Raw genomic sequence first — 16,321 nt, forward strand, 5'->3', positions numbered from 1 at the left:
GGCGGGCGGCTTAGCCTCGGGCCTGTTTCAACTCTGCCCCCTCAATCCGCGATGTCCACCCTTTTCGACCCCGTCCAGGCCGGCGACCTCCAGCTCGCCAATCGCATCGTGATGGCGCCGCTCACGCGCAACCGCTCGCCCAATGCGATCCCGCCCGACATCGCCGCCACCTACTACGCCCAGCGCGCCAGTGCCGGCCTGCTCATCACCGAAGCCACCGCCATCAGCCACCAGGGCCAGGGCTACGCCGACGTGCCCGGCCTCTACGGCACCGAACAGCTCGACGCCTGGAAGCACGTGACCGATGCCGTGCACGCCCAAGGCGGCAAGATCGTCGTGCAGCTGTGGCACGTGGGTCGCGTCTCGCACACCGAACTGCAACCCGGTGGCGGCAAGCCCGTCGCGCCCTCGGCCATCACCGCCAAGACCAAGACCGTGCTCATCAAGGACGGCGTGCCGACTTTTGTCGAAACCTCGGAGCCGCGCGCGCTCGACGCGGCCGAGCTGCCCGGCATCGTCCACGCCTTTGCAGCCGCCGCACGCAACGCCGTCGAGACCGCGGGCTTCGACGGCGTCGAACTGCACGGCGCCAACGGCTACCTGCTCGACCAGTTCCTGAAGGACGGCAGCAACAAGCGCACCGACGACTACGGCGGTTCCATCGAGAACCGCGCGCGCCTGCTGCTCGAATCCACGCGCGCCGTGGTCGACGCCGTCGGTGGTGGCAAGACCGGCATCCGCCTGTCGCCCGTCACGCCCGCCAACGACGCGCACGACAGCGACCCGCAGCCGCTGTTCACCTACGTCGTGAAACAGCTCGCACCGCTGAACCTGGCCTACATCCACATCATCGAAGGCGCCACCGGCGGCCCGCGCGAAATCGCCGACCGCCCCTTCGACTACGAAGCCCTCAAGGCCGCCTACCGCGCCGCCGGCGGCAAGGCCGCCTGGATGGTCAACAACGGCTACGACCGCCCCCTGGCCGAAGAAGCACTGAAGGAAGGCGACGACCTTGTCGCCTTCGGCAAGCCCTTCATCTCGAACCCTGACCTGGTTCGCCGGCTGCGTGAGAACGCGCCGTTGAATGAACTGGACAAGGCGACGATGTATGGGGGTGGGGTGAAGGGGTATACGGACTATCCGGCGCTGGGCTGAGCCCAAGACGGCCCCTGAGGGCCATGGCAAGATGCAGCGGACCTCTTCTTCATCAACGTCCGTCTGCAGGAGCGCAACGCCATGGCCCGCATCGAACAACGACTCGCAGCACTCGGCCTCGTGCTGCCTCCAACGGTCACGCCACCCCCGGGCGTTGTGCTGCCTTTCCAGTTCGTGCGCCTCATCGGCCGCCGCGCCATCATCTCGGGCCACGGCCCGCTCAACGCCGACGGCACCATTGCCGCACCGCTCGGTAAGCTGGGGCGCGAAGTGACGGTCGAGCAAGGCTACGCATCGGCCTGCCTCACGGCATTGGCGATGCTCGGCAGCCTGCAGCGCGCGCTCGGGGATCTCGACCGCATCACGGCCTGGACGCGTGTGTTCGGCATGGTCGGCTCGGCGCCCGGCTTCGACAAACAGCCGGCGGTCATCAACGGCTTCTCGGACCTCATCCTCGAACTCTTCGGCCCCGATATCGGCGCCCATGCGCGCAGCGCCGTCGGCATGGCCGAGCTGCCCTTCGGCATCCCGGTGGAGATCGAGGGCGAAGTCGAGTTCGACGCATGAGCGTCGAAGCCGCGCCCTGGCATCTGCGCCGCGCGAACGCCGCCGACGTGGCGACCGTCACCGCGTGCGCCGTCGAGGCCTTCCGCACCTACATCCCGCGCCTGGGCCTCACGCCGCGGCCGATGACACGCGACTACGCCGAGGCCATCGCGCACCTGCAGGTCTGGGTGGCTGAGCGGCCGGCGCAACAGATCGGTGCGGCACTGCTGCTCGACGCCACCGACGAAGGCTTCCTCATCGACGTGATCGCGGTCCACCCCGATCACCAGGGCAGCGGCGCGGGCCGCGCGTTGCTCGAGCTGGCCGAACGCGAGGCATCGCGCCAGGGCCATGCATCGATCTACCTGTTCACGAACGAGAAGATGACCGAGAACCTCGCGCTCTACCAGCGCATTGGCTACGTCGCATACCGGCGCGAAACGCTCGACGGCCGAACGCGCGTTTATCTGCGCAAGCCATTGACGAACGCGTGAGCGGTCAGGCGTCGTCCCCGAAGGTCACGCTCACGCGCAGCCCCGTCGGCTCCGCCGCTTCGAGCCGCAACTCCGCCCCCAGCAGCTCGGCGTAGCGCGCCACGATCGACAGCCCCAGGCCCGCGCCCTGCCCCAGCTTCTGGCCCGCGGGCCCTTGCGCCCAGCGTTGCATCAGATCACGCTGCGCTTCGATCGGAATGCCGGGTCCGTCGTCGATCACGCTCAGCGTGCGGCCCGCGAGTTCGACGGTGATCGTGCGTCCGCCATAGCGCAGCGCGTTGTCGATGAGGTTGTCGAGGATGCCCTCCACCAACGCTTCGTTCGCAAGCACCGTCACGCCGTCGTCAAGGCCGCGTGCACCCAGGTCCACGCCGCGTGCATCGGCGCGCGCCAGGTGGCGCAGCACGGTCTGCTCGGCCAGCATGTCGAGCGACACCGGCGTGCGCTGCAGGTCGGTGCGTGCCTCGTCGGCCAGCGCCAGTGCCAGCAGTTGGTCGATGAGGTGGCTCGCGCGCGCCTGCCGCTCGGACACGCGCGTGAGCTGTTCGCGCCACACCGCGGTGTCGTGTTGCGCGAGCCCGTACTCGGCGAGTGCGCGGATGCCGGCGAGCGGCGTGCGCAGCTCGTGCGCGACGTTGCCGACGAACTCGCGCTGCGCGCGCACGCTGTAGCGCAGGCGGTCGAACAGCGCGTTCACTGCATCGCCCAGGCGCTGCAGTTCTTTCGACGTCTGCGCCACGGCCACCGGCGAGAGGTCGCGCACATCGCGGGTGTCGAGTGCGCGCTGCAGCTCGCCGAGCGGACGCAGATCGCGTCGGATGCCATGCCAGAGCCACACGGCCAGCAACACCAGCAGCAGCACCTGTGGCGCCATGGCATAGAACAACAACCGCTGAACGAGCGCCGCGCGGCTCAGCGTGGTCTGCGCCACGATCACGCGGTAGGGCATGTGCAGGCCGGGCTCGGCGTCGTGATCGAGCACGACGGCACGCAGCACGTGCCCGTCGTAGTCGATGTCGGAAAAGCGGTAGCGCGAGCCTTCGCCCGGCAGCGGCGCCTGCAGGTCGGACTTGCCCGAGATCGGCGTGCCGTCGAGCCGCTGCACCGAGAAGTAAACCTTGTCGGTCTGGTCGAACAGCACGGTCGCCACTTCGCGCGGCGTCAGCAGCAGCTCGATGCCGCGCTCGCCGGCCTGCACGTTGGCCGACAGCGCATAGGCGTCGTCGAGCATGCCGCGGTCGAAGGCCTGTTCGGAGAAGTAGTTGGCGATGACGAGCGCAATCACCGCGCCCGCCATCCAGGTCAGCGCCAGCGGCACCAGCACGTTGCGCAGCACGCGCCGCGTGAGCGATGGTGCGATGCGTACGGTCGTTGGCGTTGCCTCGCTCACAGGCGGCCTCACACCTCGGCTTCGAGCAGGTAGCCGATGCCGCGCAAGGTGCGAATGCCCGCGCCCGAGCCGAGCAGTTTCTTGCGCAGGCGCGAGATGAAGGCCTCGAGCGCGTTGTCGCCGAGCGATTCGTCGAAACCTGAAAGCTTGTCCGACAGCGCCCGCTTGCTCACCGTGCGGCCCGGCGGGCTCATGAGCTCCCACAGAACTTCGAACTCACGCGCCGGCAAATCGAGCGGCGCGTTCGCGACCGCGAAGCGCCGCGCCTTGCGGTCGAGCTTGAGCTGGCCGAGCACCACGATGTCTTCGGTGCCCTTGGCGCGCCGCACCAGCGCACGCAGCCGCGCTTCGACCTCGGCGAGATCGAAGGGCTTGCCCAGGTAGTCGTCGGCGCCCGCATCGAGCCCGGCGATGCGCTCTTCGGTGCGCCCGCGCGCCGTGAGCACCAGCACCGGTGTGCGGTCGCCACGCGCACGCGCCTGTCGCAGCGCAGTGAGGCCGCTCGCCAGGCCGCTGGTGGGGCTGGCGGTGGCGGGCAGGTTGAGGTCGAGCAGCACGGCATCGAAGGGCTGCACGCGCCACAGGTGGTCGGCGTCCTCGACGTTGGTCGACACGTCGACCCGGTGACCCGCGTCGGCGAGGCTGCGCAGCATCACGTCGCGCAGCACGGTGTCATCTTCCACAAGCAGGATTCGCATGGTGAGTGAATGAGTGGTGGGTGGATTTGTGGGTCTGCCCTGGCGATGGACGCGTCAGCGGCCGGTCAGTCGCTCACCGCGATAAACGCGACATGAGCATACGACACACGTTCCGATGAGTGCACGCGATCCCTCCGATCCCTTGAGCCTGGTGTCCCCCGCCGTGCAGCGCACCGCGGTGGTTCTGCTCCATGGTTTATGCAGCACGCCTGACGAGCTGCTGACCGTGCAATCGACCTTGCAGCGCCACGGGTATGCGGTGCAGCCGCTGTGCATCGCGGGCTACTCGTTCGACGCCGCCGCGCCGCTGCAGCAGGCCGTGCCTTTCGAACGATGGCTCGACACGCTCGAAGCGCACGTGAAGGCGCTGCGGCGCACGTACGACCGCGTGATGCTGGTCGGCATCTCCGCGGGTGCGTCGCTGGCGCTGGGCGGCGCGATCCGTTGCGGGCGCGAGGTGGATGCGCTGGTGCTCATGTCGACCACGCTGCGCTTTGACGGCTGGGCCGTGCCGCGCACGCGCTTTCTGCTGCCGCTGGCCTTCTACACACCGCTGGGCCGCTTCTGGCAGTACCGCGAGCGTCCGCCCTACGGCGTGAAGAACGAACGCGTGCGCACCTGGATCGAACGCGAGCTGCGCCATCGCCAGGTCTCGCGCGCCGGCAGCGCGGTGATCGGCGTGGGCCATCTGCGCGAGCATGACCGGCTCATTCGCCATGTGCGACGCCGGCTGCATGAAGTGCGGTGCGAGCAGGTGCTCGCGCTGCATGCGCGCGAAGACGAGGTGGCCAGCCTGTCGAACCTCGACCTGCTCGTGCGCGGGTTGCGCTGCGCCTCGCTGCGCACCGTGGTGTTGAACAACAGCTACCACATGATCTCCATCGACAACGACCGCCAGCAGGTGGTGCGCGAGACCCTCGCCTTCGCCGAAACCGTGGCCCACGGCCCGGTGCCCGAACCCGTGGTCCGCACCCGCGGACTTTCCGTTCTCCACGCCTGAAAGAAAGGAACCCCCTCATGTCTTCCTCTCCCACCTTCAACAGCATCGCCACCATCCTCGAGACCGACTTCCGCGTCGCGCGCGCCAACATCGCGCCCGCCACCGCGCTGTCAGACCTCGGCCTCGATTCGCTGGCGCTCATGGAGTTCGTCTTCGCGGTCGAAGACGCCTTCCACCTGCGCATTCCCGAAGACCGGCTCGACCCGCGCGAAGCGGGCATCACGCTGCAGCGGCTGTGCGAGGTGATCGATGCCGAAGGTGAAGCAGCTGCCGCACGCAACGAGCCGATGGCAGCCACGGCATGAGCAGCGGCGCCGCCCATGCCGTGCTCGCGGCCGCCTCGACCGCGCACACCGCCGCCGCACCCGTGCACGTGAGCGGCCTCGGTTTTGTCACGCCACTCGGACGCTGCATCGAAGCCTTCGACGACGCGCTGTTCGCCGGCCGTTCTGCCGTGCGCGCTCAGACGCTCGAGATCCCGGGCATGGACCCGATGGCGATCGCCGCCGCCACCTGCGACTTCGACGCGGGCGGCGTGCGCAGCGCCTCGCGCCTGCCGCTGGATCGCGGCACCGCGATGGCATTGGCCGCTGCACAGGATGCTGCAGCCGACGCCGGGCTCGACCTCGACATGATCGACCGCGACCGCCTCGGCGTCTTCTGGGGCAGCGGCCTGGCCGGCGCCGGCACCTTCGACGCCACCACGCGCGCGCTCTATGGCGAGCAGCGCCGCATGCGCCCCACCACCGTGCTCACCGTGATGCCCAATGCCGCAGTCGCCGAACTGGCGCTGCACTTCGGCGCGCGTGGTGCGGCGTTGGCCTATGCGTGCGCCTGTGCCTCGTCCGCGGTGGCCATCGGCGAAGCCATGCGCGCCATCCGCGGCGGCTGGATCGACATCGCCATCGTCGGCGGCCACGACGCGATGCTCACGCCCGGCGTGATGGCCAGCTGGCACGCGATGCGCGTGATGGCGCCGCCACCAGCCGATGCACCCGCGTCCGCCTGCCGTCCGTTCTCGGCCGACCGCGCGGGCTTTGCCATCGGCGAAGGCTCGGCGGCGCTGGTGCTCGAATCGGAGGCGCATGCACGGGCCCGCGGCGCCGGCGCGCAACCCTTCGTGCTCAGCGGCTACGCGAGCAATTGCGACGGCACGCACATCACGAATCCCGATCCGGCCGGTCAGGTGCGCGCGATGCGTGCCGCGCTGCGCGACGCCGGGCTCACTCCGTCAGACATCGGCCACATCAACGCCCATGGCACGGCCACGACCGCGGGTGATGCTGCTGAAGCCGCATCGATCGGTGAACTGTTCGGCGACGCCGCACCGGTCACCGCCACCAAGGCGATCCACGGCCATGTGCTCGGCGGTGGTGGCGCCATCGAACTCGTGGCCGCGCTGCGTGCGCTGGCACGCGAGACCTTGCCGCCCATCGCGCACCTGCACACGCCCGATGCCGCATTCAACAACGTGGACTTCGTGCGCGGCACGGCACGCGAGGCACGGGGGCTGCGCCATGTGCTGTCGAATTCCTTCGCCTTCGGCGGCACCAACGCAGTGATCGTGGCGAGCCGGCGCGCTGCCGATCGCTGACTCCCCTCAGAGTCCGTACGACGTTCGGTTGCCTTCGATGCGCGCCTGCTCCGAATCGGGAAACTTCCGTTCCGCGAGCAGACGCCGCAGCGCTTCCCGACCTTGGTCGGGGGCGTTCGCGTAATAGGCGCTCACCACGAGTTCGTCGAGCGCACGCCAGGCGTACACGGCCGCATCGAGATACAGCGCATCCGACGGGTAAGCAATGGCCGCCGCCTGCTGCGCGTAGAGATGCGCGAGCGCCAACTCGTCGCGCAGCCGATGGAAACGTGCCAGCGCACACAACGGTTCCGCGCGTGTCGGTCGCATCTGGTACGCCTTGAGGTAGCCCTCGCGCACCTGCGCGGCATCGGCGCCGAGCTGCTCGTCGAGTGCCGCCACCTGGAACAGCGAGAACCACACCTCTTCGTCCCATCCACCCATCGTTGCGCGCGTCGCGTAGTGCGCGCGGCCTTCGGCGAGCAGGCCCGCATCGCGGCAGCTCTGCGCCAGGTAGAAGCGGTAGCGCGTGTGATCGGGTTCGTCGTGCAACGCACGCTCCAGCACCTCGATGTCGCGCAGGCAGGTGTCGACGCTGCGTGCACGCGCGCCATCGCGCGACACCTGGATCGACGGTGCCATCAGATGCGCCCAGGTGTGCGGCGCATCACAGCTCAGGTGCTCGTGCAGCACGCCTTCCCAACGCCACGGCAGATGCGTCGCGACCAGCGTGTTGCGAAAGAAATGCAAGCCATCGCTGTCGCACTGCAGCTGGTAGCCATCGCCTTCCATCGGCGGCCAGGCGAAGCCTTCGGGCACCACCAGCGTTTCGTCGGCGTCGATGAACAGCAGCAGATCGCCCTGCGCGCGCGCCAGCTCGAGCGCCTCGTTGCGGTTGGACGCAAAGTCGACCCACGGCCGCTCGTGCAGCTCACCGGGCAGGTCGCTCATGAACTCGCGGACCAGGTCTTGCGTGCCATCGGTCGAACCGGTGTCGACGATCACCCAGTGGTCGATCCATGGCTTCACCGAAGCCAGGCAGCGCGTGATCACGGGCGCTTCGTTCTTGACGATCATGTTGAGACAAATGCGCGGCATAGCGAGGACTTCAGTGCGAGAAAAACAGAGACAGGAGTGCGTGACAGCGCTGACGACTATAGCCACGCCTTGCTATGCTCCAACGCCTCCTCCTCGCCAGGTCACAGAGAAGAACAAAAGAGAACATAGGACCCCCACGCACCATGCACCGCCTTGCCACTGCTTCCGATTTCGACGCCGTCTTCGATCTCTACATGCACGAGCGGGTCGTGCCCTACCTGGGCTACGACCCGATGCCGCGCGACGACTTTCGCCCGATCTTCCAGGGCCTGCTCGACAGCGGTGCTTTCTTCATCTTCGAGGTCGATGGCCAGGTCGCCGGCTTCTATCGCGTGACGCGCTATCCGGGCCGTGCGCAGCATGTGGCGAGCCTGGGCACGCTCGCGGTCGACCCGAGTCTGCATGGCCGCGGCGTCGCGCAAACCATGGTGACCGACGTGCTCGCGCGGCTGAAGACCGAAGGCGTTCGCCGCGTCGAGCTGATGGCCGAGAGCGACAACGCCACGGCCCTTCGTTTCTATGCCCGGCTGGGCTTCGTGCAAGAAGGCACGCTGCGCCAGTTCTACCGCCGGGCCGGTGAAGCGGACTTCATCGACGAGCACCTGATGGCGCTGCTGTTCGACTGATCCAGTGTTCGGTCAGTGTTGTTGTTGCTGCTGGTGCTTGGGCCTCCAGCGCCGCAGCAACAGCGCATTGGCCATCACGCTCACGCTCGACAGCGCCATCGCCGCGCCGGCCACCACCGGGCTCAACAAACCGAAAGCCGCGAGCGGAATGCCGGCCACGTTGTAGGCAAAGGCCCAGAACAGGTTCTGCCGGATCTTTGCCACCGTGCGGCCCGAGAGTTCGAGCGCTTCAGCCACGAGCGCGAGGTCGCCGCGCATCAGCGTGATGCCGGCCGCTTCCATCGCCACGTCGGTGCCGCCGCCCGAAGGCGCCATCGCGATGCCCACGTCGGCCGCGGCCAGTGCGGGCGCATCGTTGGCGCCGTCGCCGACCATCGCGACGACGTGGCCGTTCTTGCGCAGCGCGCTCACCTGCTCGGCCTTGTCGGCGGGCAGCACGTCGGCGCGCACGTCTTCGGCGGGAATACCGAGCCGCGCTGCCATCGCCTGTGCCGCGCGCAGGTTGTCGCCCGAGATCATCACCACGCGAAGGCCGCGGCCACGCAAGGTGCGGATCGCTTCGGCAGCCTGCGGCTTCGGCTCGTCGGCGAAGGCCAGCAGCGCCTGCACATGCGCGGAACCGGCATCGTCGAAGCGCAGCAATGCGGAGACCGTGGCGCCTTGCGACTGCAGGCGTTCGATGTCGGCTTCGGCCGGCATCGCATCGAGTTCACGGCACCAGCGCAGGCTCGCGATGGCCCAGGTCGCGCCGTTCACTTCACCGCGCACGCCGCGGCCCGGCATCGCCTGCATCGCACCGAGCGACGGTGCCTGCACGCCGCGTTCAGCAGCGGCGGTCAGCACGGCACGGGCGAGCGGATGCTCGCTGCCGCCTTGCAAGCTGGCGGCCGTGGCGAGCAGGTCGTTTTCGTTGGCCAGCGCACCGGCCGCGGGCAGCAGCGCCGTGAGCACGGGGCGGCCCACGGTCAGCGTGCCGGTCTTGTCGAAGGCCACGGTGTCGACGCGGTGTGCAATTTCCAAAGCGCGTGCGTCCTTGATGAGGATGCCGTGCTTCGCGGCCACGCCGGTGCCCGCCATCACCGCCACCGGTGTCGCGAGGCCCAGCGCACACGGACAGGCAATCACCAGCACCGCCACCGCATGGATCAGCGCGGTCTCGACGCCGGCACCCGCGACCATCCAGCCCGCGAAGGTGACGAGCGCGATCAGCAGCACGACCGGCACGAACACGGCCGCCACCTGGTCGACCATGCGCTGGATCGGCGCCTTGGCGGCCTGCGCGTCTTCGACCAGCCGGATGATGCGTGCCAGCACGCTCTCGGCGCCGACCGCGCGCACTTCGATGACCATGCGACCGTCGCCATTCACTGCGCCGCCGGTCAGTGCGTCGCCCGGGTTCTTGGCCACCGGCAGCGGTTCGCCGGTGAGCATCGATTCGTCCACCTCGGACTGCCCTTCGAGCACGCGCGCATCGGCCGGCACACGTTCGCCGGGACGCACGGCGAGGCGGTCGCCGACCATCACGTCGGCCAGCGGCACGTCGCTTTCCTTGCCGCGTGCGTTGATCAGGTGCGCCACTTCGGGCCGCAGCTGCTGCAGCGCGCGGATCGCCGAGGTGGCCTGGCGCTTGGCCCGCGCCTCGAGCCATTTGCCCAGCAGCACGAGCGTGATCACCACCGCCGAAGCTTCGAAGTACAGGTGCGGCACCATGCCGTGCCCCGCATGCTCGCCAGTGGCGGCGCGCCACCACAGCCACAGCGACAGGCCGAAGGCCGCGCTGGTGCCCAGCGCGACCAGCAGGTCCATGTTGCCGGTGCGGGCCTTGGCCGCATGCCAGCCCGCGCGATAAAAACGTGCACCGAGCCAGAACTGCACCGGCGTCGCGAGCAGCAGCTGCACCCAGGGCGGCAGCATCCAGCTCTGGCCGATCAGGTCGCCGAGCATCGGCGCCATCAACGGGATCGACAGCGCCAGGCCGACGGCGACGGGCATGAAGCCGTGCCAGGGCGACATCGCCGCAGCCTCGTCCTGTGCGGTGCTTTCGGCACGCGGCTCGTAGCCGGCGGCGCGCACGGCGCGGCGCAGCAGCAAGGCCATGTCCTCGCCGCCGGTCGCCACGATGCGGGCCGACTCGGTCGCGAGGTTGACGCTCACGTCCTGCACGCCGGGCACGTTCTTGAGCGCGCGTTCCACGCGCATCACGCACGAGGCGCAGGTCATGCCGCCGACCGAGAGGTCCAGCGTGGCGGCGGCTGCGGAAGGTTGGGGCTGAATGTGTTCCATGGTGCCGAGGCTAAAGCCTGACACCATGGCAAGGTCAAGTGGCAATTTTTCAAAGCCCTTGGCTGGACGTTGACATCGTGAGAGGGTTGAAACTGGCGTTGTCCCCGATTCGGGTGTTCAATCCTTCCACCCTTCATTCAATCATCCATTCCTCACAAGGAGCAACGACGATGAGCCAGAAATTCCAGGTCTCCGGCATGAGCTGCGGCCACTGCGTGGACGCGGTGCAAGACGCGGTACAGACGGTCGATCCGCATGCGCAGGTCACGGTCGATCTTGAAACCGGCCATGTGGACGTGTTGAGCCAGCAGCCGCGCCAGGACATCGTGGCCGCGATCGAGAACGCCGGCTACATGGTTCAATGATGGCGGCGACCACAGCCTCCGGCCGCCAGGTGGCCATCGGCGAGGCCGCGCGGCTGTCGGGCGTGTCGGCGCGCATGGTGCGCCACTACGAAGGCCTGGGCCTGCTGCCGGCGGTGGCGCGCACCGAGAGCGGCTACCGTCAGTACAACGACGCCGACATCCACACGCTGCGCTTCATCAAGCGCTCACGCGATCTCGGTTTTTCGATGGAAGAAATCGCCGAACTGGTCGGCCTGTGGCACAACCGCCGCCGCGCCAGCTCGAGCGTGAAGCGCATCGCCGAAAAGCACCTCAGTGAACTGGAGCAGCGCATCGCCGACATGCAGTCGATGCGCAGCACGCTCGCGCACCTCGTGCATTGCTGCCATGGCGATGCGCGGCCCGACTGCCCGATCCTGGACGACCTGAGTCAGGTCTAGACCGCTAGATCAGGCGTTTTTAACGAGCGACAGTACCTGGCTCGTGTCCAGCGTGCGCGCGCGTTCCTGGATCGCCGGCAGGTACTGCGTCTGCAGGCCCTGCCCTTCCTTCACCACGTTGGAAAACGCGTCCTTCAGCATCTGCGTGGACAGCGTGCGGCCGCCCGCGTAGTAGCGCTTGGCCACATGGCCCAGCGCATAGGTCGACGCGAAGCTCATGCCCGAACTCACGGCCTGCTTGCCGAGTCCGCCCAGGAGGCCGCCGCCGACCTTGCCCAGCAAGCCGCCGAGCAGCTTGCGCCCGGCCTGCTCCAGGTACTGCGAGGTCAGGCCCACGCCCACGGTGGCCAGGAAATCCTTGATGTGGCCGGTGTCCAGCTGGTAGCCGTGCGCCTGCCCGATGCGGTAGACCAGCTTCATCTGCAGCGGAATGATCGCCATGGTCGACAGCGTCTCGGGCAGCAGCTCGAGCGCGCCGTTGAGGATGGCGGCGTTGAGGATCGCGCGGTCCAGCTCGGTGCTGTCGGGCGCCTGCGGCGCCGCGGGGACTGCTGCCGTTGCGGCCGTCACCGCCACAGCCGCCGGCACCGCGGCGGCAATGTCTTCCGCCCGCTGCGAGAACTGCGCCGCCGAGGCGTCCAGGCCGAGCGAGCTGCGCACGTCCATCAAAAAGAGCCGCTCCGGCTCCGACTGCACGCCATCGGCGTCGCACATGCACACCGCCATCTCGTACGCCAGCTGCCGCGACTCAGCGCTTTTCAGCTCGCCGGCCACCGAGGCCAGCGACACCCGCTTCATGAGCACGTCCTGATAGATCGTCGGCAGGTTCACGCCGTCGGCCTGCGACAGGCCCTCGGCGATGCGCTTGATCTCGGCGCGCTCGCGTTCGTGCTTTTCGCCGTCGACGAAGGCCGCCAGCAGGCTCAGGGTGACGATCGCTTTTGTTTCAGAAGGTGTCATGTTCGAGTTTTTTCGTCATGTGAAGGAACGGATTGGGTCCGCACCGCGCCCGAAGGTTCCGCTTCGCGTTCTCCCCACAAAACTGGGACAACTCTGTGGGTAACCCCGGCACTGCTCTGTAGGGGCGTTGCAAGTCATTGATTTACAAGGGAAATCTACAACCTGCCCAAATAACAGGCACTTGATTTCTTTGTCCGAAAACCGCCTTTCGCAGAATTGTGGAAGGCTGTCAAAGGACAACTCTGGGGAGAGTTCTGGCACAAGCCATCGGTTATCCACAGGGCCGGCGGGTTACCCAATGTTGTCCAAGTTGCGGGTACATCACGGAAGCGGGGGTGCGCACAGTGACGCAGGCATGGCAAGTCGTTGTCACGTCAAGGAAAAAGTGACCTTTCCACAGACGAGGGCGACCCTTATCTACTACTACTAATTTGAATAAGAAGAATAAGAAGACAGGAAGAGGACAAGCCTCGCCCGAAAAAAAAAGCCGCGAAAGGCCGCGCCGGTCCCCGGCGCCTCGGGCGAAAAACCGGGCACGGGTCGTCCTTGGGCCTCGCTAACATCGCCGGATGAGCTTCAAACCCCGGATCCTGATTGCCGAAGACGAATCGGGCATCGCCGACACGCTCCAGTACGTTTTGAGCAGCGACGGCTTCCAGCCGGTGTGGTGCGCCACGGCCGAAGAAGCCATCGCGCAGTTCGCGCAAGAGCGCCCTGCGCTCGCGATCCTCGACATCGGATTGCCCGACCTGAACGGCTTCGAGCTCTTCAAACGCCTCCAGGCGCTGAATCAGTCGATGGGCGGCCCGGAGGTACCGATGGTGTTTTTGACGGCCCGCAGCGACGAAATAGACCGCGTGGTGGGCCTCGAACTGGGTGCGGACGACTACATCGCCAAGCCGTTCTCCCCGCGAGAGCTGGTCGCCCGGGTGCGAACCATCCTGCGACGCAGCGCCAGAAACGGCCCAGGAAGCCCGCCAGCGGCCGCGGCGCCAAACCATGGGGTACTTCCTCAAAACGCGCCGGCGCCGCCTCCAGCGGCGCCACAGACCCCTGCAACACCCTTTGCGCTCGACAGCGAGCGCATGCAAATCCGTTACTACGGACGGCTGCTGGAACTCTCGCGCTACGAATACGGCCTGCTGAAACTCATGGTCCAGCGCCCGGGGCGCGTGTTCACGCGCGACGAACTGCTCCAGCTCGTCTGGGACGACGCCAGCGACAGCTTCGACCGCACCGTCGACGCGCACATCAAGACGCTGCGCGCCAAGCTCAAGACCATCGCGCCCGAGGTCGAGCCGATCCGCACCCTGCGCGGCACCGGCTACGCGCTGCACGAAGATCTGCCTGCCAGCAGGGCATGACGCGGCGCACGCGGATCTTCATCGGCATCCTGCTGATCTACACGGCGGGCATCGCCTTCCTGCTGTACCGCGTCGTCTCCGACATCGACCCGCGCTACCGCGAGTCGGCCGAAGAATCACTGGTCGAAACTTCGCAGCTCATGGCCAGCCTGGTCGAGCAGGACGTGATCGCCGGCGCCATCAACACGGCGCGGCTGGAGCCGCTGTTTCGCAGCGTCTACACGCGCGAGTTCTCGGCCCAGATCTACAACCTGCACAAGAGCCGGGTCGAGCTGCGCGTGTACGTCACCGACCGCACCGGCCGCGTGATGTTCGATTCACTCGGCCGCCACCTGGGCAACGACTACTCGCAGTGGAGCGACGTGAAACGCACGCTCGGCGGCCTGTACGGCGCGCGCACCTCGCGCGACGTCGACGGCGACCCGCGCACCTCGGTGATGTACGTCGGCGCACCGATCCGCTGGAACGACGAGATCGTCGGCGTCGTCAGCGTCGGCAAGCCGGTGCAGAGCTTCGGCCAGTTCGTTGAAGACGCACGCGTGCGCACCATCTGGGTCGGCGTCGGTTCGGCACTGGCGCTGCTGCTGCTCACCGTGATCGTCTCGATCTGGCTGGTGCGGCCCTTCGGCCTGATCCGCGACTACTGGACCTGGGTGCGCGCGCAGCGCAGCCTGAGCCTGTCGCGCATGGCGCGGCGCGCGGTCGATGCGGTGCGCACCGGCTTCGGCGAGATGCGCGACGCGCTCACCGGACGCAACTACGTGGCCGACTACGTGCAGACCTTCACGCACGAAGTGAAGAGCCCGCTCTCGGCGATTCGCGGCGCGGCCGAGCTGCTGCAGGAACCGCAGATGCCGCACGACCAGCGCGAACGTTTTCTGAAGAACATCGAACGCGAAACCCAGCGCATCCAGGAAATCGTCGACCGCATGATGGAGCTCACCGCGCTCGAAACGCGGCGCACCCTCGACCGCACCGAACCGGTGGCGTTGGGCCCGTTGATCGAAGACATCGCGGGCAGCGCCCAACCCGCTGCGTCGCGGCGCGGCATCCGGCTCATCGTGAACATTCGGGAGCCCGCGCGGGTTGAAGGCGATCCGTTTCTGCTGCGCCGCGCGATCAGCAATCTGCTCGACAACGCGCTCGACTTTTCACCGCCCGACAGCGAGGTGCTGCTGACGCTGGAAACCACCTCGCGTCTGGCGCGCATCAACGTGCGCGACCACGGCCCGGGCATTCCGGACTACGCGCAGGACAAGGTCTTCGAGAAGTTCTATTCGCTCGCCCGGCCGCACAGCCAGAAGAAAAGCACGGGGCTCGGGCTGGCGTTCGTGAAGGAAATTGCGACCCTGCACCGGGGCCGCATCGACCTGGGCAATGCGACGCGCGGCGGCGCCGTGGCGACGCTCACGCTGCCGCTGCTGTCAACGCATCACTGACGAGGGGCGAGCACCGCGAGTTCGGGGCGCGGCGGGAGCGCATCGGGCAAGCGCAGGTTCCATACGAGCCCGCAGCGTTCGAGCAGCTTCAGCATCCACCAACCCGGATCCCACTCGCCGGGCGCCAGGCCCAGCCGGGCAGAACCGGGAAAGGCGTGGTGGTTGTTGTGCCAGTTCTCGCCCATCGTCAGCAGCGAGGTCCAGGGAATGTTCCGGCCCTGCACGGCAGCGCCTCGCACTTCGTAGTTCATCGCGCCGCGGTTGTGCGCGAACCAGCCGATCAGCCAATGCCCGAGCACGCCCGCGGTGACGCGGGCGCACACGCCCCAGAAGACGAACGACCAGCCGCCCCAAAGGTAGAAAAGAATGGCGGGCGGCAGTTGCTGCAGCATCCAGGTTTTTTCCAGCCACCACAGGAAGCGATCATTCGCGATGAGCGCTTCGACCTCGAGACGTGGTGGTCGGTGCAGATGCAGTTCGCAATGCAGCTGCCACCACGCGTCGGTCCAGAAACCCCGTCCGTGGCGCAGGTAGTCGTGGCATGTGGGCAGACGCTGCGCGTAGTCGCGCAACTCGTGCTGGCGAAGAATGCCCAGCGGTCCGGCCAAGCCGACCAGAACGCCGCAGTAGATCAGGGCGCAGCGCAACCATCGGGGGCACTCAAAGCTGTGGTGAATCAGCTGGCGATGGCTGCCCAGGGAATGGCCGAAGAGCAGCACGAAGCCGGTGCTGACGATGAACAGCGCCACCGCATCCCAGCGAAAGAACAGGCTGCCTCCGACCAGCGCCGCACCCACCATGCCTGAAAACCAGAGCGATTTTCCGGGGGCGTAGCGAACGTCCCCTTCAAGAACGAAGGCTGCTTGCTCGGCATGGACACGATGGTGATCGAGGCCCGCGAGCAGCATGGC

Annotated in this window: 17 protein-coding genes; 11 read left to right on the forward strand and 6 right to left on the reverse strand. The window is 67.6% G+C overall.

The genetic code is table 11. The annotated features are described in order from the left end of the window. The first annotated feature begins 51 nt into the window (after window positions 1–51). From CY658_RS13300 to CY658_RS13310, 3 genes are all read left to right on the forward strand, one after another. Window positions 52–1,155 carry an alkene reductase gene (locus CY658_RS13300; protein WP_101490666.1) on the forward strand — a complete coding sequence of 368 codons (1,104 nt, stop codon included), beginning with the start codon at window positions 52–54 and terminating at the stop codon, window positions 1,153–1,155. Between the two features lie 81 nt (window positions 1,156–1,236). Next, the gene (locus CY658_RS13305; RefSeq protein ID WP_101490667.1) at window positions 1,237–1,722 is read left to right on the forward strand and encodes a RidA family protein; all 486 of its coding nucleotides are present in this window, start codon (window positions 1,237–1,239) and stop codon (window positions 1,720–1,722) included. Continuing rightward, window positions 1,719–2,195 (forward strand): GNAT family N-acetyltransferase, encoded by a 477-nt coding sequence (locus CY658_RS13310; protein WP_101490668.1) that lies wholly within the window; start codon window positions 1,719–1,721, stop codon window positions 2,193–2,195. Before CY658_RS13305 ends, CY658_RS13310 begins: the two co-directional genes overlap by 4 nt. Window positions 2,196–2,199: 4 nt before the next feature. Here CY658_RS13310 and CY658_RS13315 read toward each other — a convergent pair whose 3' ends face one another. Next, window positions 2,200–3,585 carry a sensor histidine kinase gene (locus CY658_RS13315; RefSeq protein WP_257884858.1) on the reverse strand — a complete coding sequence of 462 codons (1,386 nt, stop codon included), beginning with the start codon at window positions 3,583–3,585 and terminating at the stop codon, window positions 2,200–2,202. Between the two features lie 8 nt (window positions 3,586–3,593). Next, complete coding sequence (locus CY658_RS13320; RefSeq protein WP_056574813.1) at window positions 3,594–4,283, reverse strand: response regulator transcription factor; 690 nt, start codon at window positions 4,281–4,283, stop codon at window positions 3,594–3,596. A 115-nt stretch (window positions 4,284–4,398) separates the two neighbouring features. Between CY658_RS13320 and CY658_RS13325 the strand changes: the two genes are divergently transcribed. Genes CY658_RS13325 through CY658_RS13335 form a run of 3 tightly spaced genes read left to right on the forward strand, consistent with a single transcriptional unit; the run spans window position 4,399 to window position 6,877 of the window. Continuing rightward, window positions 4,399–5,283: an alpha/beta hydrolase gene (locus CY658_RS13325; protein ID WP_101490669.1), complete on the forward strand. Its 885-nt coding sequence runs from the start codon at window positions 4,399–4,401 to the stop codon at window positions 5,281–5,283. A gap of 17 nt (window positions 5,284–5,300) precedes the next feature. Continuing rightward, the gene (locus tag CY658_RS13330) at window positions 5,301–5,588 is read left to right on the forward strand and encodes a phosphopantetheine-binding protein (RefSeq protein ID WP_101490670.1); all 288 of its coding nucleotides are present in this window, start codon (window positions 5,301–5,303) and stop codon (window positions 5,586–5,588) included. Further along, window positions 5,585–6,877, forward strand: a complete 1,293-nt coding sequence (locus tag CY658_RS13335; protein ID WP_101490671.1) for a beta-ketoacyl-[acyl-carrier-protein] synthase family protein — start codon at window positions 5,585–5,587, stop codon at window positions 6,875–6,877. Before CY658_RS13330 ends, CY658_RS13335 begins: the two co-directional genes overlap by 4 nt. 6 nt (window positions 6,878–6,883) lie before the next feature. On the opposite strand, the gene CY658_RS13340 is transcribed toward CY658_RS13335, so the two are convergent. Further along, the gene (locus CY658_RS13340) at window positions 6,884–7,954 is read right to left on the reverse strand and encodes a tetratricopeptide repeat-containing glycosyltransferase (RefSeq protein ID WP_101490672.1); all 1,071 of its coding nucleotides are present in this window, start codon (window positions 7,952–7,954) and stop codon (window positions 6,884–6,886) included. Window positions 7,955–8,028: 74 nt separating this feature from the next. Here CY658_RS13340 and CY658_RS13345 point away from each other — a divergent pair, with 74 nt between their 5' ends. Then, complete coding sequence (locus tag CY658_RS13345; RefSeq protein ID WP_101490673.1) at window positions 8,029–8,580, forward strand: GNAT family N-acetyltransferase; 552 nt, start codon at window positions 8,029–8,031, stop codon at window positions 8,578–8,580. A 12-nt stretch (window positions 8,581–8,592) separates the two neighbouring features. Here the strand turns inward: CY658_RS13345 and CY658_RS13350 are convergent, their stop codons facing one another. Continuing rightward, on the reverse strand, window positions 8,593–10,863 hold the full coding sequence (locus CY658_RS13350; RefSeq protein WP_101490674.1) for a heavy metal translocating P-type ATPase: 2,271 nt from the start codon (window positions 10,861–10,863) through the stop codon (window positions 8,593–8,595). A gap of 170 nt (window positions 10,864–11,033) precedes the next feature. Here CY658_RS13350 and CY658_RS13355 point away from each other — a divergent pair, with 170 nt between their 5' ends. Together CY658_RS13355 and cueR are read left to right on the forward strand one after the other, a co-directional pair. Further along, window positions 11,034–11,228: a heavy-metal-associated domain-containing protein gene (locus CY658_RS13355; RefSeq protein WP_101490675.1), complete on the forward strand. Its 195-nt coding sequence runs from the start codon at window positions 11,034–11,036 to the stop codon at window positions 11,226–11,228. Continuing rightward, on the forward strand, window positions 11,228–11,647 hold the full coding sequence (gene cueR / locus CY658_RS13360) for a Cu(I)-responsive transcriptional regulator (RefSeq protein WP_101491277.1): 420 nt from the start codon (window positions 11,228–11,230) through the stop codon (window positions 11,645–11,647). Before CY658_RS13355 ends, cueR begins: the two co-directional genes overlap by 1 nt. Window positions 11,648–11,656: 9 nt before the next feature. On the opposite strand, the gene CY658_RS13365 is transcribed toward cueR, so the two are convergent. After that, window positions 11,657–12,607 carry a YcjF family protein gene (locus CY658_RS13365; protein WP_101490676.1) on the reverse strand — a complete coding sequence of 317 codons (951 nt, stop codon included), beginning with the start codon at window positions 12,605–12,607 and terminating at the stop codon, window positions 11,657–11,659. 569 nt (window positions 12,608–13,176) lie between these two features. On the opposite strand from CY658_RS13365, the gene creB reads away from it, so the two are divergent. Together creB and creC are read left to right on the forward strand one after the other, a co-directional pair. Next, entirely contained in the window at window positions 13,177–13,971 is a 795-nt protein-coding gene (creB, locus tag CY658_RS13370; protein ID WP_101490677.1) for a two-component system response regulator CreB, read from the forward strand. Continuing rightward, window positions 13,968–15,410, forward strand: coding sequence for a two-component system sensor histidine kinase CreC (creC, locus tag CY658_RS13375; protein ID WP_101490678.1), 1,443 nt, complete (start codon window positions 13,968–13,970; stop codon window positions 15,408–15,410). Before creB ends, creC begins: the two co-directional genes overlap by 4 nt. On the opposite strand, the gene CY658_RS13380 is transcribed toward creC, so the two are convergent. Next, entirely contained in the window at window positions 15,404–16,318 is a 915-nt protein-coding gene (locus CY658_RS13380; protein WP_101490679.1) for an acyl-CoA desaturase, read from the reverse strand. The two genes, creC and CY658_RS13380, sit on opposite strands and share 7 nt — an antisense overlap. Window positions 16,319–16,321 lie beyond the last annotated feature (3 nt).

It is taken from the genome of Variovorax sp. RO1 (assembly GCF_002849325.1).
GTDB lineage: Bacteria > Pseudomonadota > Gammaproteobacteria > Burkholderiales > Burkholderiaceae_C > Variovorax.

Coding starts and splice junctions, on each gene's coding strand:
- CY658_RS13300 (WP_101490666.1), top strand. CDS start 52: ATGTCCACCCTTTTCGACCCCGTCCAGGCCGGCGACCTCCAGCTCGCC.
- CY658_RS13305 (WP_101490667.1), top strand. CDS start 1,237: ATGGCCCGCATCGAACAACGACTCGCAGCACTCGGCCTCGTGCTGCCT.
- CY658_RS13310 (WP_101490668.1), top strand. CDS start 1,719: ATGAGCGTCGAAGCCGCGCCCTGGCATCTGCGCCGCGCGAACGCCGCC.
- CY658_RS13320 (WP_056574813.1), bottom strand. CDS start 4,283: ATGCGAATCCTGCTTGTGGAAGATGACACCGTGCTGCGCGACGTGATG.
- CY658_RS13325 (WP_101490669.1), top strand. CDS start 4,399: ATGAGTGCACGCGATCCCTCCGATCCCTTGAGCCTGGTGTCCCCCGCC.
- CY658_RS13330 (WP_101490670.1), top strand. CDS start 5,301: ATGTCTTCCTCTCCCACCTTCAACAGCATCGCCACCATCCTCGAGACC.
- CY658_RS13335 (WP_101490671.1), top strand. CDS start 5,585: ATGAGCAGCGGCGCCGCCCATGCCGTGCTCGCGGCCGCCTCGACCGCG.
- CY658_RS13340 (WP_101490672.1), bottom strand. CDS start 7,954: ATGCCGCGCATTTGTCTCAACATGATCGTCAAGAACGAAGCGCCCGTG.
- CY658_RS13345 (WP_101490673.1), top strand. CDS start 8,029: ATGCTCCAACGCCTCCTCCTCGCCAGGTCACAGAGAAGAACAAAAGAG.
- CY658_RS13350 (WP_101490674.1), bottom strand. CDS start 10,863: ATGGAACACATTCAGCCCCAACCTTCCGCAGCCGCCGCCACGCTGGAC.
- CY658_RS13355 (WP_101490675.1), top strand. CDS start 11,034: ATGAGCCAGAAATTCCAGGTCTCCGGCATGAGCTGCGGCCACTGCGTG.
- cueR (WP_101491277.1), top strand. CDS start 11,228: ATGGCGGCGACCACAGCCTCCGGCCGCCAGGTGGCCATCGGCGAGGCC.
- CY658_RS13365 (WP_101490676.1), bottom strand. CDS start 12,607: ATGACACCTTCTGAAACAAAAGCGATCGTCACCCTGAGCCTGCTGGCG.
- creB (WP_101490677.1), top strand. CDS start 13,177: ATGAGCTTCAAACCCCGGATCCTGATTGCCGAAGACGAATCGGGCATC.
- creC (WP_101490678.1), top strand. CDS start 13,968: ATGACGCGGCGCACGCGGATCTTCATCGGCATCCTGCTGATCTACACG.
- CY658_RS13380 (WP_101490679.1), bottom strand. CDS start 16,318: ATGCTGCTCGCGGGCCTCGATCACCATCGTGTCCATGCCGAGCAAGCA.